The organism is Candidatus Vallotia laricis, from assembly GCF_020541325.1.
In the GTDB taxonomy this organism is placed as follows: domain Bacteria; phylum Pseudomonadota; class Gammaproteobacteria; order Burkholderiales; family Burkholderiaceae; genus Mycetohabitans; species Mycetohabitans laricis.
The window spans coordinates 106,843-124,028 of the sequence record NZ_CP047399.1 but is presented as its reverse complement, the minus strand read 5'-3'; the positions used below and the strand labels follow the sequence as shown (position 1 = coordinate 124,028).

Genomic DNA, 17,186 nt, shown 5'->3' with positions numbered 1-17,186 from the left:
TATTATAGAATTCAACTATTCACTCATAACTTTTATAGATGATTAAAAGTGATTTATCAGATTAAGATCAATATAGCCTTTTAGCTAGTTTATAGATACTGATAAACATATATTTTAAGCGTAAACCATTAATTACGTAATGGTAATCCGAAAAATATACTATACCGCTCTTTTTGTCTTAGACGGATCACGGTAGCCTAAATTATATGAGTATAATAGCTAAGATTGTAGCTTTACGCTTGAATATGTATTATTTTTTAATTCCCTGATTAAACATCCATCCGTAATAGGTGGTAGATTAATCTAATAAATTAACTTTAAATTATAAGGTAAAATTACCTAATCTTGTAGATTACATTATTTTTAGAATTTTTTCTTTTAAAAATGCTTGTTATGCACGAGCATACTGTGCTCTCAATTCGATTTAAGATCGATTCCGAGCACATCGGGTATGAGCGATCAGGATGGTAATATCCTTCTCAATACGGAGATAACCGTTAAAATCGAGAACTATCGAGATAGTAGTTTTCAAAAACTATAAATTTTCAATACAACTCATTCAAATTCCTTGTTATCCCCCCTATGTTATCCTTTATAAGTTCTCATGCTTAGACGCTTTTGTCTGTTCTTCGCGCAAGCGGTAACGATACTGCTTGCGTTGATGTTTGTTTTCAAAACTTTAAGGCCGTACTGGGTACGAAGTGAAAAAGATATAGTAGGGCATAAGCTTTCGCCACTAATTCCCGTGCCAAAGGAGGTTACCCTTGAGGGTCGAAGACAACTAGTTACATCATACGCAGATGCCGCTCAGCATGCGATGCCGGCTGTAGTAAACGTATTTTCCATCAAAGATAACTCTCATCTATTAGAGCTACGTCCTAATGATCGATTATTTCGCTATCTCTTTAATGAGCATAATTATGAGAGTAAACGTGAACGTCAGGAACCAGCAGACAATCTTGGTTCTGGTGTTATTGTAAGCTCAGATGGCTATATTTTAACAAATCAACATGTAGTAGATGGTGCTGATGAGATTAAAGTAGCGCTGGCTGATGGGCGCATGGCAAACGCGAAAATAATCGGGGTAGATCCAGAAACGGATATAGCAGTCTTAAAAATCACTTTATCTAATTTGCCAATAATCACGCTCGGACGGATAGAAAATGCCCGCGTCGGCGACGTGGTACTAGCGATCGGAAATCCATTTGGAGTCGGTCAAACAGTAACAATGGGCATTATTAGCGCGCTCGGACGCAATCACTTAGGAATTAACACGTTCGAGAACTTTATTCAGACAGATGCACCAATCAATCCAGGCAATTCTGGTGGCGCATTAGTCGACGTAAACGGAAATTTGCTCGGCATCAATACCGCAATATATTCCCGCAGCGGCGGTTCTCTAGGAATAGGTTTTGCTATTCCCATATCAACAGCCCGCAATGTGCTTGATAGCATCATCAGAACAGGAACAGTTATGCGTGGTTGGATCGGCGTCGAACTACAAGAAGTAAATCCAGAAATAACAAAATTACTTAGTTTACCGCAAAAATCAGGCGTACTTGTGTCGGGAATGCTACGGGGTGGGCCCGCAGATAAAGCCGGTATCAAGCCAGGAGATATTCTCATGAAAGTAAACGGTGAAAATATTACAGATACAGCAAGTCTGCTCAACGCAATCGCACTGATTAAGCCTGGAACGGTCGCTAGGATGCACCTGTGGCATAAGTCGCGAGAAATAAACGTCAACGTGACAATTGGTAAGCGTCTATCACCGCCCAAGTAGACTGTTAAACTATTGATATAATTAGTGATTACTAATTATAGTGATGTCAAACATCCCCTGAATAATACACAACTAGCTAAAGCTACTATTTTCTCTTTTTGGCTTTAGTGTTTTTGCGGACTACCTATTCCCAACAATGCCCAACAATTAAGTCACAATAACGCCGAGTCTATGTATCAGAAATTAGTGGATCACAAAAATAAATAACAGAAAATTTTGTACACGATCTTTATGGAAGGAGATAGTGTAAACATAAATAATGACATTCAGCAGTTTTTTTCAATCTTTATTATCTATAAGATATGGATTTATAATTATAATCGTAGAGATTATAATTAGTGTTGAGAGCTTTGTACTACATAAGTATAAGAATTGTACCGTTAATAATTAACTAACGTGTTTAATGAGTATTCTGTATAGACATATAACTTAGTGATTAAGTATAAATCTTTGACTTATAGTTTTCCCTACTCAGACTTCTTTACAGAAATTACATCTTATTTAACAAAAATTATATAAAAAGACATTCCTTAAGTTAAAGTTAATTATGCATAGAAAATAAAATTTTTTTCTTCAGACTGGATGTGTACTTTACGTACACTTTCCCTAAATCTCTTATAAAATGATCATTGATCTAAATTATTAATTTAATTAGAAAATATATTAGTTGAAGCTAATATATTATTATAGATTTATTGTATCTTACAAACTATTTTTATACCGCCCCGCAGCAGTACTGCATGCTTTATTTCACTTACGTAGAGCCTTTTCTTCAATGCCCGATAGGCCTGCGCGGCGTTTCAGTTCGGCCAATACATTATTAGGTCCTACACCATAGTAGGACAACATAATAAGACTGTGAAACCATAGATCGGCCATTTCTTTTACCAATGCTGTACTTGAGCTATTATGAGAAGCATCTTTTGCTGCCATTACAACTTCAATAGCTTCTTCACCAACCTTTTTTAGAATTGCATCGGCGCCTTTATTGCAAAGTTGTGCAACATAAGAGTCTTTAGGATCTCCTGCTTTTCGGCTGTCGATTATCGCGGCAAGATATACAAGAATATCGTGTCGAGCATAGTTTTCGTCCCATAGACTATGGGCATCAACTGCTTCGTTTATCATAGGTTTGATATCATAGGTCATAGATAAATGCTCTCAGGATTTTTCAAGATAGGATCGATTGATATCCAGTCACCTTTATTTAGAAAACCCTCGAATTTCCAAAAAAAACACGAATGCCGACCAGTATGACAAGCAATATCAGATACCTGCTCCACCCTCAAAAGCACCACATCCCTGTCACAGTCTAGCCGTACTTCACGCACATGTTGTAGATGACCAGACACTTCGCCTTTGAACCAAAGCTTGTTTCGCGAGCGAGAAAAGTAAACGGCACGTTTCAGTTCGATCGTCTTGATTAATGCTTCGCGGTTCATCCACGCGACCATCAATATATCGTTACTTGACGATTGCTGTACGACTGCAGGGACTAAGCCGTTCGTGTCCCATTTTACTTTATTCAACCAGTTTTTGCTGCTCATTATTTCCTCACCGAAATACCACGTTCAGCCATAAATCGCTTTGCGTCGCCAACTGTATATTTACCATAGTGAAAAATACTAGCAGCTAATACAGCATCTGCATGGCCATCAGTAATCCCATCAGCTAGATGTTGTAGAGAACCAACACCCCCAGAGGCGATAACTGGTACTGGCACTGTCTTGGATACCAAGCGCGTGAGCGCTAGATCAAATCCACTTTTAGTGCCATCCCGGTCCATGCTGGTTAGCAAAATCTCTCCAGCGCCAAATTCTGCCATTTGATATGCCCACTGTATAGCGTCAAGACCAGTTGATTTGCGGCCGCTATGCGTAAAGACTTCCCAACGTAGCTTTTTATGCGTAGTACCAACCTGCTTTGCATCAATCGCGACGACGATACACTGAGAACCGTAGCGCTCACTTGCCTCGCGCACAAACTGCGGATTAGTTACTGCAGCGGAATTTACGCTTACTTTGTCTGCGCCTGCGTTAAGCAATCGGCGTATATCCTCAACGGTACGCACGCCCCCGCCAACTGTCAGCGGAATAAATACTTGCGCGGCAACCGACTCAATGATTGGGAGGATTAGATCTCGCTCGTCAGATGTTGCCGTAATATCTAGAAATGTAAGTTCGTCGGCTCTCTGTTCGTCATAGCGACGTGCGATCTCAATTGGATCACCAGCATCTCGCAGCTTAATAAAATTAACGCCCTTGACCACACGTCCCGAGGATACATCAAGACATGGAATAACCCGCTTGGGTAAAGCCATAAAAGTAAATGCAAAAAAATGAAATGTATATGCTTAGCATAATAGCATTGCTATTGTGCTATACTCGATGCTATTTTTGGCACTATACTCATGCATAGTGAATCAGCAAAATTTTGTGCAGCTATGAAATCGAGCTCTCCAGAATAAATTGCGCGCCCACAAATTACCCCTTTAACCCCACTGCTTTTAACGGCGCATAGCGCATCGATATCGGCTAGATTTGACAGACCTCCGCTAGCGATTACTGGAATCTTAAGCGCTTGCGCGATACGTACAGTTGCTTGAATATTAATTCCCTGTAACATACCGTCGCGACCGATATCAGTATAGATAATCTCTTCAACACCATAGCCTTCAACTTGGCGCGCTAAGTCAACTACCTCGTACTCAGTCAACTGGCTCCAGCCATCCGTAGCTACTTTACCATCTTTTGCGTCCAGACCAACGATGATATGGCCGCCAAACTCATTACACGCATCACGCAGGAATCCTGGATTCTTGACAGTAGCGGTACCGATAATAACGTATGATAACCCATCGTCTAAGTATTGCTCGATCGTATTAAGGGCTCGAATCCCTCCGCCAAGCTGCACCGGAACTTCATTACCGATTTCGGTGATAATTGATCTAATAGCCTCTTTATTAGTTGGGTCACCAGAGAATGCAGCGTTTAGATCAACTAGATGTAATCGACGTGCACCATTATTAACCCAATGGCGAGCCATAGCCGCTGGGTCATCGGAAAATACCGTCAACTCATTTATATTGCCTTGTTTTAGACGAACACATTGGCCGTCATTTAGATCGATGGCCGGGATAAGCAACATAATTATAGGGGTTCAGTATAGAATTGGGAATTATTGTACCCCGTACTAAGCGACAGTGTAATAGTACACTTTAGCTGGTTTAGTATAGGTTCGCGGAAGTCTTGGCTAATTTTTTTAGTACCAGTACCCAAGCGCTAAATTATGGATTCCACCGGATAAAATTTTGATACAGCTGTAATCCTGCTTCTGCACTTTTTTCAGGATGAAACTGTGTGGCAAAAATGTTATCCCGTGCCACTGCAGACATAAACGGTATGCCATATAAAGTTTCCCCTACCGTATCAGACATATCGCTAGGTACTACATAATAGCTATGTACGAAATAAAAGAAGCTATTATCAGCGATTCTATTCCACATCGGATGTGATAAGGTTTGCCGTACCCGGTTCCAACCCATATGCGGTACCTTAAAACGTGAGCCGTCATCTTGTAGCTTGCCATCCAGCTGAAAACGCATGCACTTTCCGCTTAACACGCCCAGGCTTTTTGTATCGGCTTCTTCGCTGCAGTCAAAGAGCATTTGCTCTCCCACGCAGACGCCTAGTATTGGTTTAGTACGAGCCGCATCTAGCACTGCCTCCTGAAGACCGGAAGTAGATAAGAACATCATACAATCGCGCATTGCCCCCTGGCCGGGAAGCACAACGCGATCTGCTGCTCGTACTTTGTGCGCGGTCCTAACTACTTCCACGTTTGCTTCCGGTGCTACGCGTAATATAGCTAGAAAAACTGAGCGCAGGTTGCCCATCCCATAGTCAATAATCGCTATTGAGGTTTTCATACAGATAAGATTATGGTACGTATCTTTACAAGCGTAATGGTGGAACCTATCTAGACTATATGTCTACTGCCTGTATAGTGTATTTAGTATATTCAAACAAACCGGACTAGTGGCGTAATTTATTCGGTTATATTTCGGTTATATCCTAGATAACGCATTTGCCAAGTGAAGCTAATGCGAGTAATCATATAGATTATTAGTATCAATGCAATGCTGTTAGTGTATTCTTTTTCCACCGCACACTATTTTATAGTTAGTCTTAAGAGACAGTGTGTAATTAACTAGGTCTTCGCAAACACCTAGGCTTCAGTTAATTAATAAGGCCACACTCTACAGTAGAGTGCCTTTAGTCGACGGTATCTGACCCACTAAACGCTCATCGCTCTCAATAGCCATTCGTAGCGCCCGACCAAATGCCTTAAATATAGTTTCGATTTGATGATGCGCGTTCATGCCACGTAAGTTATCAATATGTAGCGTGACACTAGCATGGTTGACGAAGCCACGAAAAAACTCGCTTGTTAGATCAACGTCAAAATTACCGACACGGGCGCGTGTAAATGGTATATGAAAATCTAGTCCTGGACGTCCAGAAAAATCAATTACAACACGAGATAATGCTTCGTCGAGCAGTACGTACGCGTAACCGTAGCGGCGTATACCCTTGCGATCAGAGATTGCCTTGGAAACAGCTTGGCCTAATGTAATACCGATATCCTCGACCGTATGGTGATCATCGATATGCAGATCACCGACTGCGTCAACCTCAAGATCGAGTAAGCTATGGCAAGCAACTTGATCGAGCATGTGATCAAAAAATGATATTCCTGTGCTTAATTTCCTTTGACCTGTTCCATCCAGATTTACCTTAATCCGGATCTGCGTTTCGTGTGTGTTACGCACGACTTCCGCAATACGCATAGATATTCCTAAAAATGTAAAAATGGGGGTGGTGGAGTGTATATCGATTAGAGTATTATTAGTGTAGAGTCTTTCTCAGTGTGGCTAGTAATTGTGTATTTTCATCCGGCATGCCAACTGTAATCCGAAGGCATTCGGCTAGTAATGGATGCATTTTACTCACGTTTTTGATCAAAATCCGTTCGCCGATCAGTGCGTCAAATACTGCTGTAGCATCTAAAACACGCACTAGTAGGAAATTTGCCGCACTTGGAAACACATGAGCGCCTGATAGCTCCCCGATCGCTTCTGCAAGTCGCGATCGCTCTTTTCGCGACTTAGCAGCTTGCGCCTCGAGCACATCCAGGTGATCGAGCATAAAATCTAGCGTCGTTTGCGTTAGCACATTAATATTGTATGGAGGACGCACCTTATCGAATTCGTTAATCCAGGATGGCAAACCAACCAGATAGCCAAGTCGGATACCGGCCAAACCCGATTTAGAGACAGTACGCATAACCACTACATTATCGAACTCACTAATTCGAGACATCCAGGTGCTTTGCGCGAATAGTTGATATGCCTCATCGATAACTACTAGAGAACGATTGGCCGCACGAATGATCCGTTCGATATCCGCATTATTAAACAGCGTTCCAGTTGGATTATTTGGGTAAGCCAGATAAACTACCGCAGGCTGATACGCAGTAATAGCTTTCAACATTGCTACCATGTTTAGTGTCAAATCAACGTTTAAAGGCACACCAACGAATTCTACATGGGCAAGTTTAGCTGACATAGAATACATTACAAATCCAGGCGCTGGCGCTAAGATTTTAGCACCTGATTTCGAGCACGCGGTTGCAATCATATTAATTAATTCATCCGAGCCGTTGCCTAGCAGCACGTCGCAATCAGCTGGTATCTGCAGAGAGAATTTTAGCTTATCTAACAACGAGCGTGGATGCGGAATAGGATAGCGGTTTAGTGCAACCTGTGCAAGGCGCTTGCTAAGTTGATCCGGAAGTGGCCAGGGTAGAGCGTAGGGGTTTTCCATCGCATCCAGTTTAATAAATCCAGTAGCATCCGGTATCGGATAGCTTGTTATTTCTAATATATCTGCACGAATAACGTCTCGGAGTATTGTCATAGTCTAGTATTGAAAATTTCCTGCTCCGTTGGCGAAATTAGTTTCGGGTCTTCATCCGATACTCGGCGCTAAGTGCATGGGCATGAAGTCCCTCGCCATACGCGAGTTCTGCGGCAATTTTACCCAGAGTTTGTGCTCCTGTGTGGCTTACCTCAATTATGCTGGAGCGCTTAAGAAAGTCATATACGCCTAATGAAGACGAAAAACGAGCAGTACGGGAAGTTGGCAGCACATGGTTCGGGCCTGCAGAATAATCACCGAGGCTCTCGCTTGTGTAGCGGCCCAGGAAAATTGCGCCAGCATGTCGAATATGCTGCGCCCATTTATGGGGCTCTCTCGCTGATACCTCTAGATGCTCTGGCGCGATATCGTTAGCAATCTCGCACGCTTCATCCATATCCCGAACCTTAATCAATGCACCACGATTTTGCAGCGAATGAACAATTACATCCCGCCGCGGCATTGTTAGAATTAACTGATTCATTGCTGCCTCGACACGACTGATAAACACGGCGTTTGGACACAATAGAATAGACTGCGCGAGTTCATCGTGCTCTGCCTGCGAAAATAAATCCATTGCGATCCAATGCGGATTCGTAGTGCCATCGCATAATACTAAGATCTCCGATGGACCTGCGATCATATCAACACCAACTGTACCAAATACCCGTTTTTTGGCAGCGGAGACATAGGCATTTCCCGGACCCGCAATTTTATCTACAGCTGGGATGCTATTCGTGCCGTATGCGAGTGCACCAATGGCCTGAGCACCCCCGATACTGAATACCCGATCTACACCACCAAGTAGTGCGGCGGCCAATACAAGGTTATTGACTACGCCATCCGGGGTCGGTACTACCATTACGATTTCGCGTACTCCAGCCACGCGCGCCGGAATCGAGTTCATTAATACAGACGATGGATAGGCGGCTTTGCCGCCAGGAACATATATCCCAACGCGATCTAGTGGTATCACCTTTTGGCCGAGCACTGTTCCATCCATCTCGGTGTATTGCCAGCTATGGCTTCCACATTCTATTTTTTGTTTGTTGTGATACATACGAACGCGTCCTGCTGCCGCCTCTAACGCTGTTCGGCGCTTGGGCTCTAGCTCATCTAGTGCTGCTCGAAGCCGGGTAGCTGGTAATTCTAAGGATGCAACACTAGCAACATCTAGCCGGTCAAAACGCCTCGTATATTCTAGTACAGCGGCATCGCCACGTAATTTTACGTCAGCCAAAATCTGTACGACCAAACGCTCAATTGATTCATCCTCACCTGCCTCAAATTCGAGCACATTCGCTAAAGCTGTTTTGAAACCAGTATCGGAGGAATTGAGTTTTCGGATCTTGATCGCCATAAAAATCCCTTATATCTTATTGTGAGATATCATTTGCATGGCGTACAAGTATCCTTATAGTGCGCCTATGCTACAGAAGATTACACCTCGGCCTTGCTAGCAAGCTCAAACGCCTCAAGAATAGGTCTGAGTTTTGCTCTCTTGAGCTTAAGTGCCGCTTGGTTGACTACTAGTCGGGATGAGATCTCCATAATTTGCTCGACTTCAACTAAGTTGTTCGCGCGTAGCGTGCCACCAGAGCTCACCAGATCAACGATAGCATCTGACAATCCAACCAGAGGTGCGAGCTCCATCGATCCATATAACTTGATCAAGTCTACGTGCACGCCCTTAGCCGCAAAATGTTCTCGTGCGCTATTTACGTACTTTGTAGCTACCTGAAGTCGTGCACCTTGTCGTACTGCATTCGCATAATCCAAGCCTCGCGGTACCGCAACCGACAATCTGCAATGAGCAATATTTAGATCGATCGGCTGGTATAGGCCATCGCCACCATGCTCAAGTAACACGTCTTTGCCTGCTACACCAAAATCGGCGGCACCGTACTCGACGTAGATTGGCACATCGCTCGCCCGAACAATAATTACGCGCAGGCCTGGATCTGTCGTAAGCAAAATTAACTTTCGCGATGACTCCGGATCCTCTGTTACTGTGATCCCAGCCGCCGCTAGCAGCGGTAATGTCTCCTCAAAGATTCGGCCTTTAGATAATGCTAATGTTAACGGCACATCTGAGCGAACTTCTGGAGTCAAAACTCTTAGGATGTTATCCGTAACCGACACACTCATGTCGTCGCCCCATAGACAACCCCATCCTCAGCTGCAGCCATCGTTGGTCCGACGGTATCTTGCCAAGCTATAGAGGTGTCTTGAAAGACTGTTTCTGCAGCATTCTTCGCGGTATCGACAAACGATTTATTTTCTTTGATACGGCTGACACTTGCTCCCAGTGCACTCAGCTTAATCTCCATGTGTTCATAGCCACGATCAAGATGGTAAATCCGGTCGATTAACGTTTGCCCGTTAGCTACTAGTGCCGCGATTACGAGGCTGGCTGATGCACGTAGATCTGTAGCCATTACTTTCGCACCGGATAGCTTATTTACTCCGATTACTAGAGCGGTATTACCGTCGATCGTGATATTCGCGCCAAGTCGGTTTAGTTCCTGCACGTGCATGAATCGATTCTCAAAGATCGTCTCTACTACGTGTGATGTGCCTCTTGCAATGGCATTTAGCGCCATAAATTGCGCCTGCATATCAGTCGGGAACGCTGGATACTCGGAAGTACGAAATGATACCCCATGCACATGATTCTCCATCCGAAGGCGGATCCAATTATCTCTAGCCGAAACTTGAGCCCCCGCCTCGAGCAACTTATCAATAACGGTTTTCAAGATCAGCGGGTTGACACCGTGCAGCGTTATGTCACCACCTGTTGCAGCAGCTGCACACAGGAATGTGCCAGCTTCAATACGATCCGATATTATTACATGACATGCGCCGTGCAGACGCGACACACCATGTACTACAAGCCGGTTTGTACCAACCCCGTCAATATGAGCACCCATGGCAATAAGAAAATTCGCTAGATCGGAAACTTCCGGTTCGCGCGCCGCGTTTTCTAGCATCGTTTCCCCCTCTGCAAGCACCGCTGCCATCAATAGGTTCTCTGTACCTGTTACGGTAATCATATCAGTCATTACTCGCGCACCCTTCAAGCGTCGAGCCCGAGCATGAATAAAACCGTGCCTAATCGAGATCTCTGCGCCCATCGCAGTTAAGCCTTTAATATGCTGATCGACCGGACGAGCGCCGATCGCACAACCGCCGGGCAGCGATACTTGCGCATAACCGAATCGCGCCACTAGTGGTCCAAGCACAAGAATCGATGCGCGCATCCTTTTGACCAACTCATATGGAGCTACTAGGTTATCGACTTGCGATGCATCTAGAGTTACGGTGTCGCCGTTCATCTCTAAGTGCATTCCCATCTGACCGAGCAACTTTAACGTAGTATGCACATCTCGCAGGTTTGGTACATTTTTGAGTCGCACTGGCTCTGAACTTAACAGGCTTGCACACAAGATTGGTAACGTTGCATTCTTGGAACCCGATACCGAAATCTCTCCATTAAGGCGAATTCCGCCGTCGATCAATAATTTATCCATTATGGTTTACTTCCGAGTTGTACTGCTGGCAGACCCGCTGTATGAATTTCCTAGGCTGCCAGGATATCGTTATCATATCTAGGTAATCTTATTTATCGCGATTAAACCCCACTGCGTAGGCTTAGCTCTTAGTATGAGAGGTTTATCTCAATAAGTGAATATTGCGCACTCTTGATCAACGGTTTGTGGCAAATAATGCTTAGAAAGTTAGGGATCACTAATTTCACTAGCTCATGCGCTTTGGACATATCAAAATCCGGTATTTGCTAAACGACGTGGCTTGGATCGATATCAAGGCGGGCGAGGAAACTGAATTCTAAGTATCTCGATTACATATATCGCACATCAAAGATACTATCAGCTATGCTTGCGATAAATTGCTACATACTCAATCGGCAATTGACAAAGACTCTAGCGCATGGCGTGAATTATAAGAATTAATATGGAGTAGAAAGTAGTAACGCGCAGCATAAGCTCTTATCAAAAGCACTAGAATAGAATATAGAGCTAAAACAGCAGCTGATTGAAACCGCAATATTAGGTACGAAGAAAGGCGGATACATATCGCCTTCACGGCATAGTGAAACGACAAGTTACCTTAACATTATCATCAAATTTTGTTTGTATCGAAAAAAATGTTTTTTCGATATTATGTGCTTGTGTTATTGTTCGAACGATCGCAGCACTGCGCGCACACCGGTATAATGTCTAAGCCACATAAATCTTCCTGGCCTAGATGTACGCCATATGCGTATTCTTTTTAGGCTAGTTTCCAGTAATCATTAATAAACACGCACGCATTTTTATAGCTCCGACCGACTGTAACAGCCCGGCGCACATCGACCTGCAGGCCAGCTAAATTACGCGGATCCTCTATATCAACCTTGCATCCTCTATATCAACCTTGCGACGTAGTTGCACTATACATACTCCTAGTGATAAAAGTCGCTTGATCCAGTCTGCCGTAGGTACCACAGGATATAAACCAAGTGCCATCGGGCACTCAGCGAATGGCCTGTTCGGAGCATTTGGCAACTCTAAAACGCGCGGAAAACGAGACAGGTCAGTTAGCCACGGATCTAGAGCATGCTCATCGCCCGACCTTCAAGCTAGAGCAAGACACGGGCATCATGTGGCTCGTAGCCACAATCGATAAATGAGGCGAATGCCGAAATCCAGTCGTCGCATCGCGACGCTTCCAATATACAAATCGTATCGCCTTGATATAATCGTACAATAGTACGCGCCGACGCATCTAGCACCTGTAGCCCCAGAAGCTACCCAGCACGCTGTATCGGCCGAACTCGGCCGCGTATCAGTCATTACGATTACATCGTGATTTCTGATTGAAAACAGCGGTGGAATAAAACAAATACGCATAGGATGACGTACTCGAGGCCAATCACCCAAGCTTGATCGGATTTGATCTGCTGTCTGCAGTAGTTTATCTGAAGTCGGATAAAAAACCTCTCGCCCTTCCAGGAGAAAATTGCTCATACTCCCCACTAGAGAGTGCTGCTATTACTGGTGAGGGATGATCATCCTTATGATGCCAGAATGGCATTCTGACTACCGGTGTACTTGGATAAGCTCTATCGCGCTTCGGCATTGGCCCGGATAAATATGCTTCACGGGCCCGCATTAACAGCATCTGCGAACGCCCGAGCCATTACCTCGAGCTTGGCCCGCTTGCGATATTGCCGTGTTAAGAAGTACGGCTTCAAATCCCCACTCTATCACTTTACAAGCATGTGATGGGACCCAAGGCCCGAATCGACAATCAGAGGGGCGCCTTTCAAGCGCTCTCGTAGCAGCTTAAGTCCATACGGGTTTATCATACCCCCCTCTTCCAGCTCCAATCGGAGCACCCCACGGCATTAATATCTCGCAACCGATATTGATTAGTCGCTCGGCAACGACAAGATCTTCCGTACAATACGTACAGTACCTTGAAGCCATCCTGTATAAGGATTTTTGCGGCTTTAATCAAACCGACTGGATTAGGCTGCAAGGTATAATCATCTCCTATAAGTTCAAGCTTAATCTAGTCAGTTTCGAACATTTCACGAACCATCTTCGCGGTCGTTACTGACTCATTTACAGCATGATAACCGGCGGTATTGGGTAACAATGCAATACCCTGGCGCCTCAGAGCACCCAAAAAACCAATATCGGCGGGCGTCGCCTTTCATAGCAAACTAGCGTCCGTGGCGCGACAGTTACCATTGCTGGACATGCGGCCTTAATTGAGGCTTCAAGTGCATATAGTGAGGGGTAACGAGCGGTGCCGAGCAACAGTCGACTTGTAAAAAGTTGTCCATACAGGAATAGAACGTCAGCAGTGGCGTGCGAATTCATCCTTGTCTCCGTTAATTTCGGTGACTGATAAATTAGATTATCGCCACCCAAGGAATATTAATAATTTCTCATCCACCTGCTACTGGTTTTATGACGTCAATACAGTCACCCTGCTTCAGGGCGCGCACAGAATACTGTTGTGCGCGCGGCACAAATTCACTATTGATCGCAATTGCGTAGAGGGATAGAGCTGCACCATACGAAACTAACGAGTCAGTAAGGAAGGCATCGTCTGGCAAGGAGAGCGGCTGGTTATTGATTTGAATATTCATTTATGCGTTTTTCTGGCCTGGCTAGATGATAAAGCGTTGGCCAGCGTTAGCTGGCACGCCATGTGTTAAAACCATCTATATCTCTCACCCGCGTATCGAGCAATGCATTAACTAGCTTGACAGTTTCACGCGCTACCTCAGGTGCTATCATATAACCATGGCGGTACAAGTCATTAACGCGCAGAATAGACACGCCATCCCACAACAGCGCGGGGCGATGATCCGGTAGCGTAGGTCGACAATGCGTACTCAACTCAAGGATTCGGCCTTCGCCAAAAGCGGGATGTAAGGAATATGCTGCCGATAATAACTCGAGCGCCGATCGTATACTTACCGGCGACATATCTTCGCCCTCGATCTCAGTAGCTCCAATTACATAGTGATCATCCTGCTTAGGCGCGATATACAATGGATAACGCGGATGTAAGAGGCGTGCTGGACGGCTTAAACCAATGCCGGGCGCATAAACACGAGCAACTTCACCCCGCAAGCCGCGAAGACCGGGACCACACACACTTCGCTCCGAGCCCCCCCGGCAGTCTATTAGTAAACCGGCAATGGGCATAGCATCCTCAGACACGAAAGCATGCCAATATGTATCGACATGCATTTCATCAAGCGCATTAGCCAACGCTCATAGCAACTGCCGATTATCTAATTGCCCCCCCCTCCAACCAGGAGACGCGAATCGTGAAAACGAGTACCAAGCGCCGGCTCAGAATCGGTAACCTCGGAACCATGAAGTACAACGATACCATCGCGCAGTAGCGTAATAGGCGCATTCACGCGCACGCGTCGCTCAAACAAATAACCATTCTGCACGATCAGCTGCATGCCAGGCAACCAAAGTGCCGTTGCGATGAAAGAATACCGGTTGTGGAAGCTGCGGCAACCATTCGGCCAATCGATCGAGAGAGACAAAACTAACTTCCACTAGAAGTTGATCAGAACTAGCCGCCTCAGCTAGTGGCGCTAGCATGGCCGCAGCGACCCACGCTGTACCGCTATGGCCACTCAAGATCGCCCTGCTCATATAGCGCGCAACACGATAGCCGGTGCAGGCGAGGCGCCAAGCAATAAGGCGGGTCTGACAGGCCGCCGCCCAACACCGCAACATCGGGCGTTAGCACAGCATGACATGCTGTTTCTAAATGAGGGTTAGATTGGTGCACGGAAATTATAGACTTTCCTAGATTGGCAATACACGGTTTCTATACATCAACTTATAAACATATATCACCGCCGAGAAAAGCACTTTTTTAACTATCCCTATTAGATCACAAAACTGCTTTTAGCTGCAATGCGTTGCTCTGGCACAATGACGGCTGCTGGAGCGGCCCATCTCAGGCCTTAATCCGGAAGAAGCAGAAGTAGTCCGGGTATTTACTAGAACAAAGTGGCTGCCGTCGCGATGATCACGACACAATTAGACATATCAGTGAATAGATCGATTAAGGACCCACTACCCCATGAGTCAACCAGCATCAGTCGCTAATAAAAGAATTACGACATGGAGCCTAATTAAACCGTATTGGGTATCAAGCGAGAAGTGGATCGCTCGGGGACTACTCTCACTTGTAGTTGCAATAAACATGATCATGATAGCTGTCAATGCGTGGTTTAACACATGGCAGCGCGTATTCTTTGATGCAATCCAGCAGTATAACTATCCAGTGTTCAAGCACTCCCTGTTGCAATTTACTGCGATTGCAATAGCCCTGATTCTTCTTGGTTCATACCGCATGTATTTCCGGCAAATGATTGAGTTCCGCTGGCGTCAGTGGCTTACCACGCAATATATGCGTGAGTGGCTACTAGGCCGCGCTTACTATCACATCGAGCGCGATAAGCTCGTCGATAATCCTGACCAGAGGGTTTCAATAGACCTCCAGGAAATGGCAAGTACGACGCTAACTCTTTCACTCGATTTTTTATCTACATCTGTTACATTGCTTTGGTTTAGTAATGTCCTATGGCACTTAGCTGGCTCACTCAACCTTACCGTATGTGGCATTAATATAACGGTACCTGGATACATGGTTTGGACTGGCTTACTTTACGCGGTAGTTGGTTCATACATTACGCATCGAGTCAATAATCCGCTCGCGTCGATTAACTATCAACAACAACGTGTTGAGGCAGACTTTCGTTTTTCATTGATCCGATTACGAGAAAACGCAGACCAGATTGCCCTATACGAGGGTGAGCAATCTGAGGAGAAGGCACTGCAGGGCAGCTTCGAGCATATCCGCAACAATTGGCGGATGATTATGCGCTATACACGGCGCTTAAACCTTGTCATGGTTAGCTATTCACAACTAGCTATTGTATTCCCATTTATCGCTGCCGCACCGAAATACTTTGCTCAAGTGGTTAGCTACGGCGGTTATCAGCAAACAATCAGCGCGTTCGGTACAGTCAGTAGTTCGTTTTCATGGTTTATTAGCAGCTATCCGACTTTAGCCGCATGGCGCGCAGTGACTAACCGGCTAAAGGAGTTCCAGCGCATTATCCGGCCACAATTACTCGAGTCTGTCTCTAGAGCTAAAGAACACGACGGTATTTACACGCGAATAACCAACACAACTTCGCTTCGAGTACGGGCTCTCCGACTGTTGCGTCCGGATGGAACACCACTATCGACAATCGGTGCGATTGATATCTCACCTGGCTCTCGGGTGTTAGTACGAGGCGTATCGGGCTCCGGCAAGAGCATACTACTCCGCTCTATGGCTGGATTATGGCCATTTGGTAGCGGTACTATCGAGATTCCAGCTAACGCGAGGCTTATGTTTGTGCCGCAGAAAAGTTATGTGCCAATTTGCACGCTTAAGAGCGTTCTATCTTACTCAACTAACTCTAACACCTTTACTAATATAGACTGTATTAATGTTCTACGGGACTGTCGACTTGAAAAATTAATCGATAAGCTTGAGGTGAGCGCTCATTGGGAGCAAATTCTTTCTCCAGGCGAACAACAACGACTAGCTATTGCTCGCGTACTGCTGCAAAAGCCTGATTTCTTATTCCTTGACGAATCTACTAGTGCGCTCGATCTCGACACTGAGGCGGCGCTATACCAGGTGTTAAGGCAATATTTAGCGCACGCAGCTATCGTCAGCGTTGCACACCGAGAGTCAGTGCAGGCGATGCACGACGATAGAATCGAGGTGATTGGCGACGATTGACTATAGTAGCGTGATGTTAATAAATAGCCGGCGTCATTATAAATATGTCTTGGAGTGGATGATCCTCAGCTCCACTT

The 17,186-nt window shown here is 45.1% G+C and carries 13 protein-coding genes and 5 pseudogenes; 2 read left to right on the top strand and 16 right to left on the bottom strand.

Going from position 1 to position 17,186, the window contains the following annotated elements:
* Positions 1 to 787: 787 nt before the first annotated feature.
* Positions 788 to 1,783, top strand: a pseudogene (locus GKR41_RS00655) (trypsin-like peptidase domain-containing protein); the annotation flags it as partial.
* Positions 1,784 to 2,533: 750 nt separating this feature from the next.
* Here the strand turns inward: GKR41_RS00655 and GKR41_RS00650 are convergent.
* The 16 genes and pseudogenes from GKR41_RS00650 to GKR41_RS00585 form a co-directional block, all read right to left on the bottom strand.
* Entirely contained in the window at positions 2,534 to 2,911 is a 378-nt protein-coding gene (locus GKR41_RS00650; protein WP_226809927.1) for a phosphoribosyl-ATP diphosphatase, read from the bottom strand.
* Between the two features lie 17 nt (positions 2,912 to 2,928).
* Positions 2,929 to 3,330 (bottom strand): phosphoribosyl-AMP cyclohydrolase, encoded by a 402-nt coding sequence (gene hisI / locus GKR41_RS00645; RefSeq protein ID WP_226809926.1) that lies wholly within the window; start codon positions 3,328 to 3,330, stop codon positions 2,929 to 2,931.
* Positions 3,330 to 4,103 (bottom strand): imidazole glycerol phosphate synthase subunit HisF, encoded by a 774-nt coding sequence (gene hisF, locus GKR41_RS00640; protein ID WP_226809925.1) that lies wholly within the window; start codon positions 4,101 to 4,103, stop codon positions 3,330 to 3,332. The genes hisI and hisF overlap by 1 nt, the downstream gene beginning before the upstream one ends.
* Before the next feature lie 50 nt (positions 4,104 to 4,153).
* Entirely contained in the window at positions 4,154 to 4,930 is a 777-nt protein-coding gene (gene hisA / locus GKR41_RS00635; protein ID WP_226809924.1) for a 1-(5-phosphoribosyl)-5-[(5-phosphoribosylamino)methylideneamino]imidazole-4-carboxamide isomerase, read from the bottom strand.
* A 139-nt stretch (positions 4,931 to 5,069) separates the two neighbouring features.
* The gene (gene hisH / locus GKR41_RS00630; protein ID WP_226809923.1) at positions 5,070 to 5,711 is read right to left on the bottom strand and encodes an imidazole glycerol phosphate synthase subunit HisH; all 642 of its coding nucleotides are present in this window, start codon (positions 5,709 to 5,711) and stop codon (positions 5,070 to 5,072) included.
* Positions 5,712 to 6,041: 330 nt separating this feature from the next.
* Entirely contained in the window at positions 6,042 to 6,632 is a 591-nt protein-coding gene (gene hisB, locus GKR41_RS00625) for an imidazoleglycerol-phosphate dehydratase HisB (RefSeq protein WP_226809922.1), read from the bottom strand.
* A gap of 58 nt (positions 6,633 to 6,690) precedes the next feature.
* Positions 6,691 to 7,761: a histidinol-phosphate transaminase gene (gene hisC, locus GKR41_RS00620; RefSeq protein WP_226809921.1), complete on the bottom strand. Its 1,071-nt coding sequence runs from the start codon at positions 7,759 to 7,761 to the stop codon at positions 6,691 to 6,693.
* Positions 7,762 to 7,798: 37 nt separating this feature from the next.
* Positions 7,799 to 9,121 carry a histidinol dehydrogenase gene (gene hisD, locus GKR41_RS00615; protein ID WP_226809920.1) on the bottom strand — a complete coding sequence of 441 codons (1,323 nt, stop codon included), beginning with the start codon at positions 9,119 to 9,121 and terminating at the stop codon, positions 7,799 to 7,801.
* Positions 9,122 to 9,201: 80 nt separating this feature from the next.
* Entirely contained in the window at positions 9,202 to 9,909 is a 708-nt protein-coding gene (gene hisG, locus GKR41_RS00610) for an ATP phosphoribosyltransferase (RefSeq protein ID WP_226809919.1), read from the bottom strand.
* Positions 9,910 to 10,031: 122 nt separating this feature from the next.
* Positions 10,032 to 11,291: pseudogene (gene murA, locus GKR41_RS00605) on the bottom strand (UDP-N-acetylglucosamine 1-carboxyvinyltransferase); the annotation flags it as partial.
* Positions 11,292 to 12,419: 1,128 nt separating this feature from the next.
* Entirely contained in the window at positions 12,420 to 12,788 is a 369-nt protein-coding gene (locus GKR41_RS00600; protein ID WP_226809918.1) for a hypothetical protein, read from the bottom strand.
* A gap of 144 nt (positions 12,789 to 12,932) precedes the next feature.
* Positions 12,933 to 13,175: pseudogene (locus GKR41_RS04045) on the bottom strand (hypothetical protein).
* Positions 13,126 to 13,422: pseudogene (locus tag GKR41_RS04040) on the bottom strand (hypothetical protein). Before GKR41_RS04040 ends, GKR41_RS04045 begins: the two co-directional pseudogenes overlap by 50 nt.
* A 17-nt stretch (positions 13,423 to 13,439) precedes the next feature.
* Complete coding sequence (locus GKR41_RS04035; protein WP_420885659.1) at positions 13,440 to 13,649, bottom strand: hypothetical protein; 210 nt, start codon at positions 13,647 to 13,649, stop codon at positions 13,440 to 13,442.
* A gap of 68 nt (positions 13,650 to 13,717) precedes the next feature.
* Entirely contained in the window at positions 13,718 to 13,921 is a 204-nt protein-coding gene (gene thiS, locus GKR41_RS00590; RefSeq protein WP_226809917.1) for a sulfur carrier protein ThiS, read from the bottom strand.
* A gap of 46 nt (positions 13,922 to 13,967) precedes the next feature.
* Positions 13,968 to 15,051, bottom strand: a pseudogene (locus tag GKR41_RS00585) (FAD-dependent oxidoreductase).
* A gap of 339 nt (positions 15,052 to 15,390) precedes the next feature.
* On the opposite strand from GKR41_RS00585, the gene GKR41_RS00580 reads away from it, so the two are divergent.
* Positions 15,391 to 17,109 (top strand): ABC transporter ATP-binding protein/permease, encoded by a 1,719-nt coding sequence (locus GKR41_RS00580; RefSeq protein WP_226809916.1) that lies wholly within the window; start codon positions 15,391 to 15,393, stop codon positions 17,107 to 17,109.
* Positions 17,110 to 17,186 lie beyond the last annotated feature (77 nt).

Coding starts and splice junctions, on each gene's coding strand:
- GKR41_RS00650 (WP_226809927.1), bottom strand. CDS start 2,911: ATGATAAACGAAGCAGTTGATGCCCATAGTCTATGGGACGAAAACTAT.
- hisI (WP_226809926.1), bottom strand. CDS start 3,330: ATGAGCAGCAAAAACTGGTTGAATAAAGTAAAATGGGACACGAACGGC.
- hisF (WP_226809925.1), bottom strand. CDS start 4,103: ATGGCTTTACCCAAGCGGGTTATTCCATGTCTTGATGTATCCTCGGGA.
- hisA (WP_226809924.1), bottom strand. CDS start 4,930: ATGTTGCTTATCCCGGCCATCGATCTAAATGACGGCCAATGTGTTCGT.
- hisH (WP_226809923.1), bottom strand. CDS start 5,711: ATGAAAACCTCAATAGCGATTATTGACTATGGGATGGGCAACCTGCGC.
- hisB (WP_226809922.1), bottom strand. CDS start 6,632: ATGCGTATTGCGGAAGTCGTGCGTAACACACACGAAACGCAGATCCGG.
- hisC (WP_226809921.1), bottom strand. CDS start 7,761: ATGACAATACTCCGAGACGTTATTCGTGCAGATATATTAGAAATAACA.
- hisD (WP_226809920.1), bottom strand. CDS start 9,121: ATGGCGATCAAGATCCGAAAACTCAATTCCTCCGATACTGGTTTCAAA.
- hisG (WP_226809919.1), bottom strand. CDS start 9,909: ATGAGTGTGTCGGTTACGGATAACATCCTAAGAGTTTTGACTCCAGAA.
- GKR41_RS00600 (WP_226809918.1), bottom strand. CDS start 12,788: ATGAGCAATTTTCTCCTGGAAGGGCGAGAGGTTTTTTATCCGACTTCA.
- GKR41_RS04035 (WP_420885659.1), bottom strand. CDS start 13,649: ATGAATTCGCACGCCACTGCTGACGTTCTATTCCTGTATGGACAACTT.
- thiS (WP_226809917.1), bottom strand. CDS start 13,921: ATGAATATTCAAATCAATAACCAGCCGCTCTCCTTGCCAGACGATGCC.
- GKR41_RS00580 (WP_226809916.1), top strand. CDS start 15,391: ATGAGTCAACCAGCATCAGTCGCTAATAAAAGAATTACGACATGGAGC.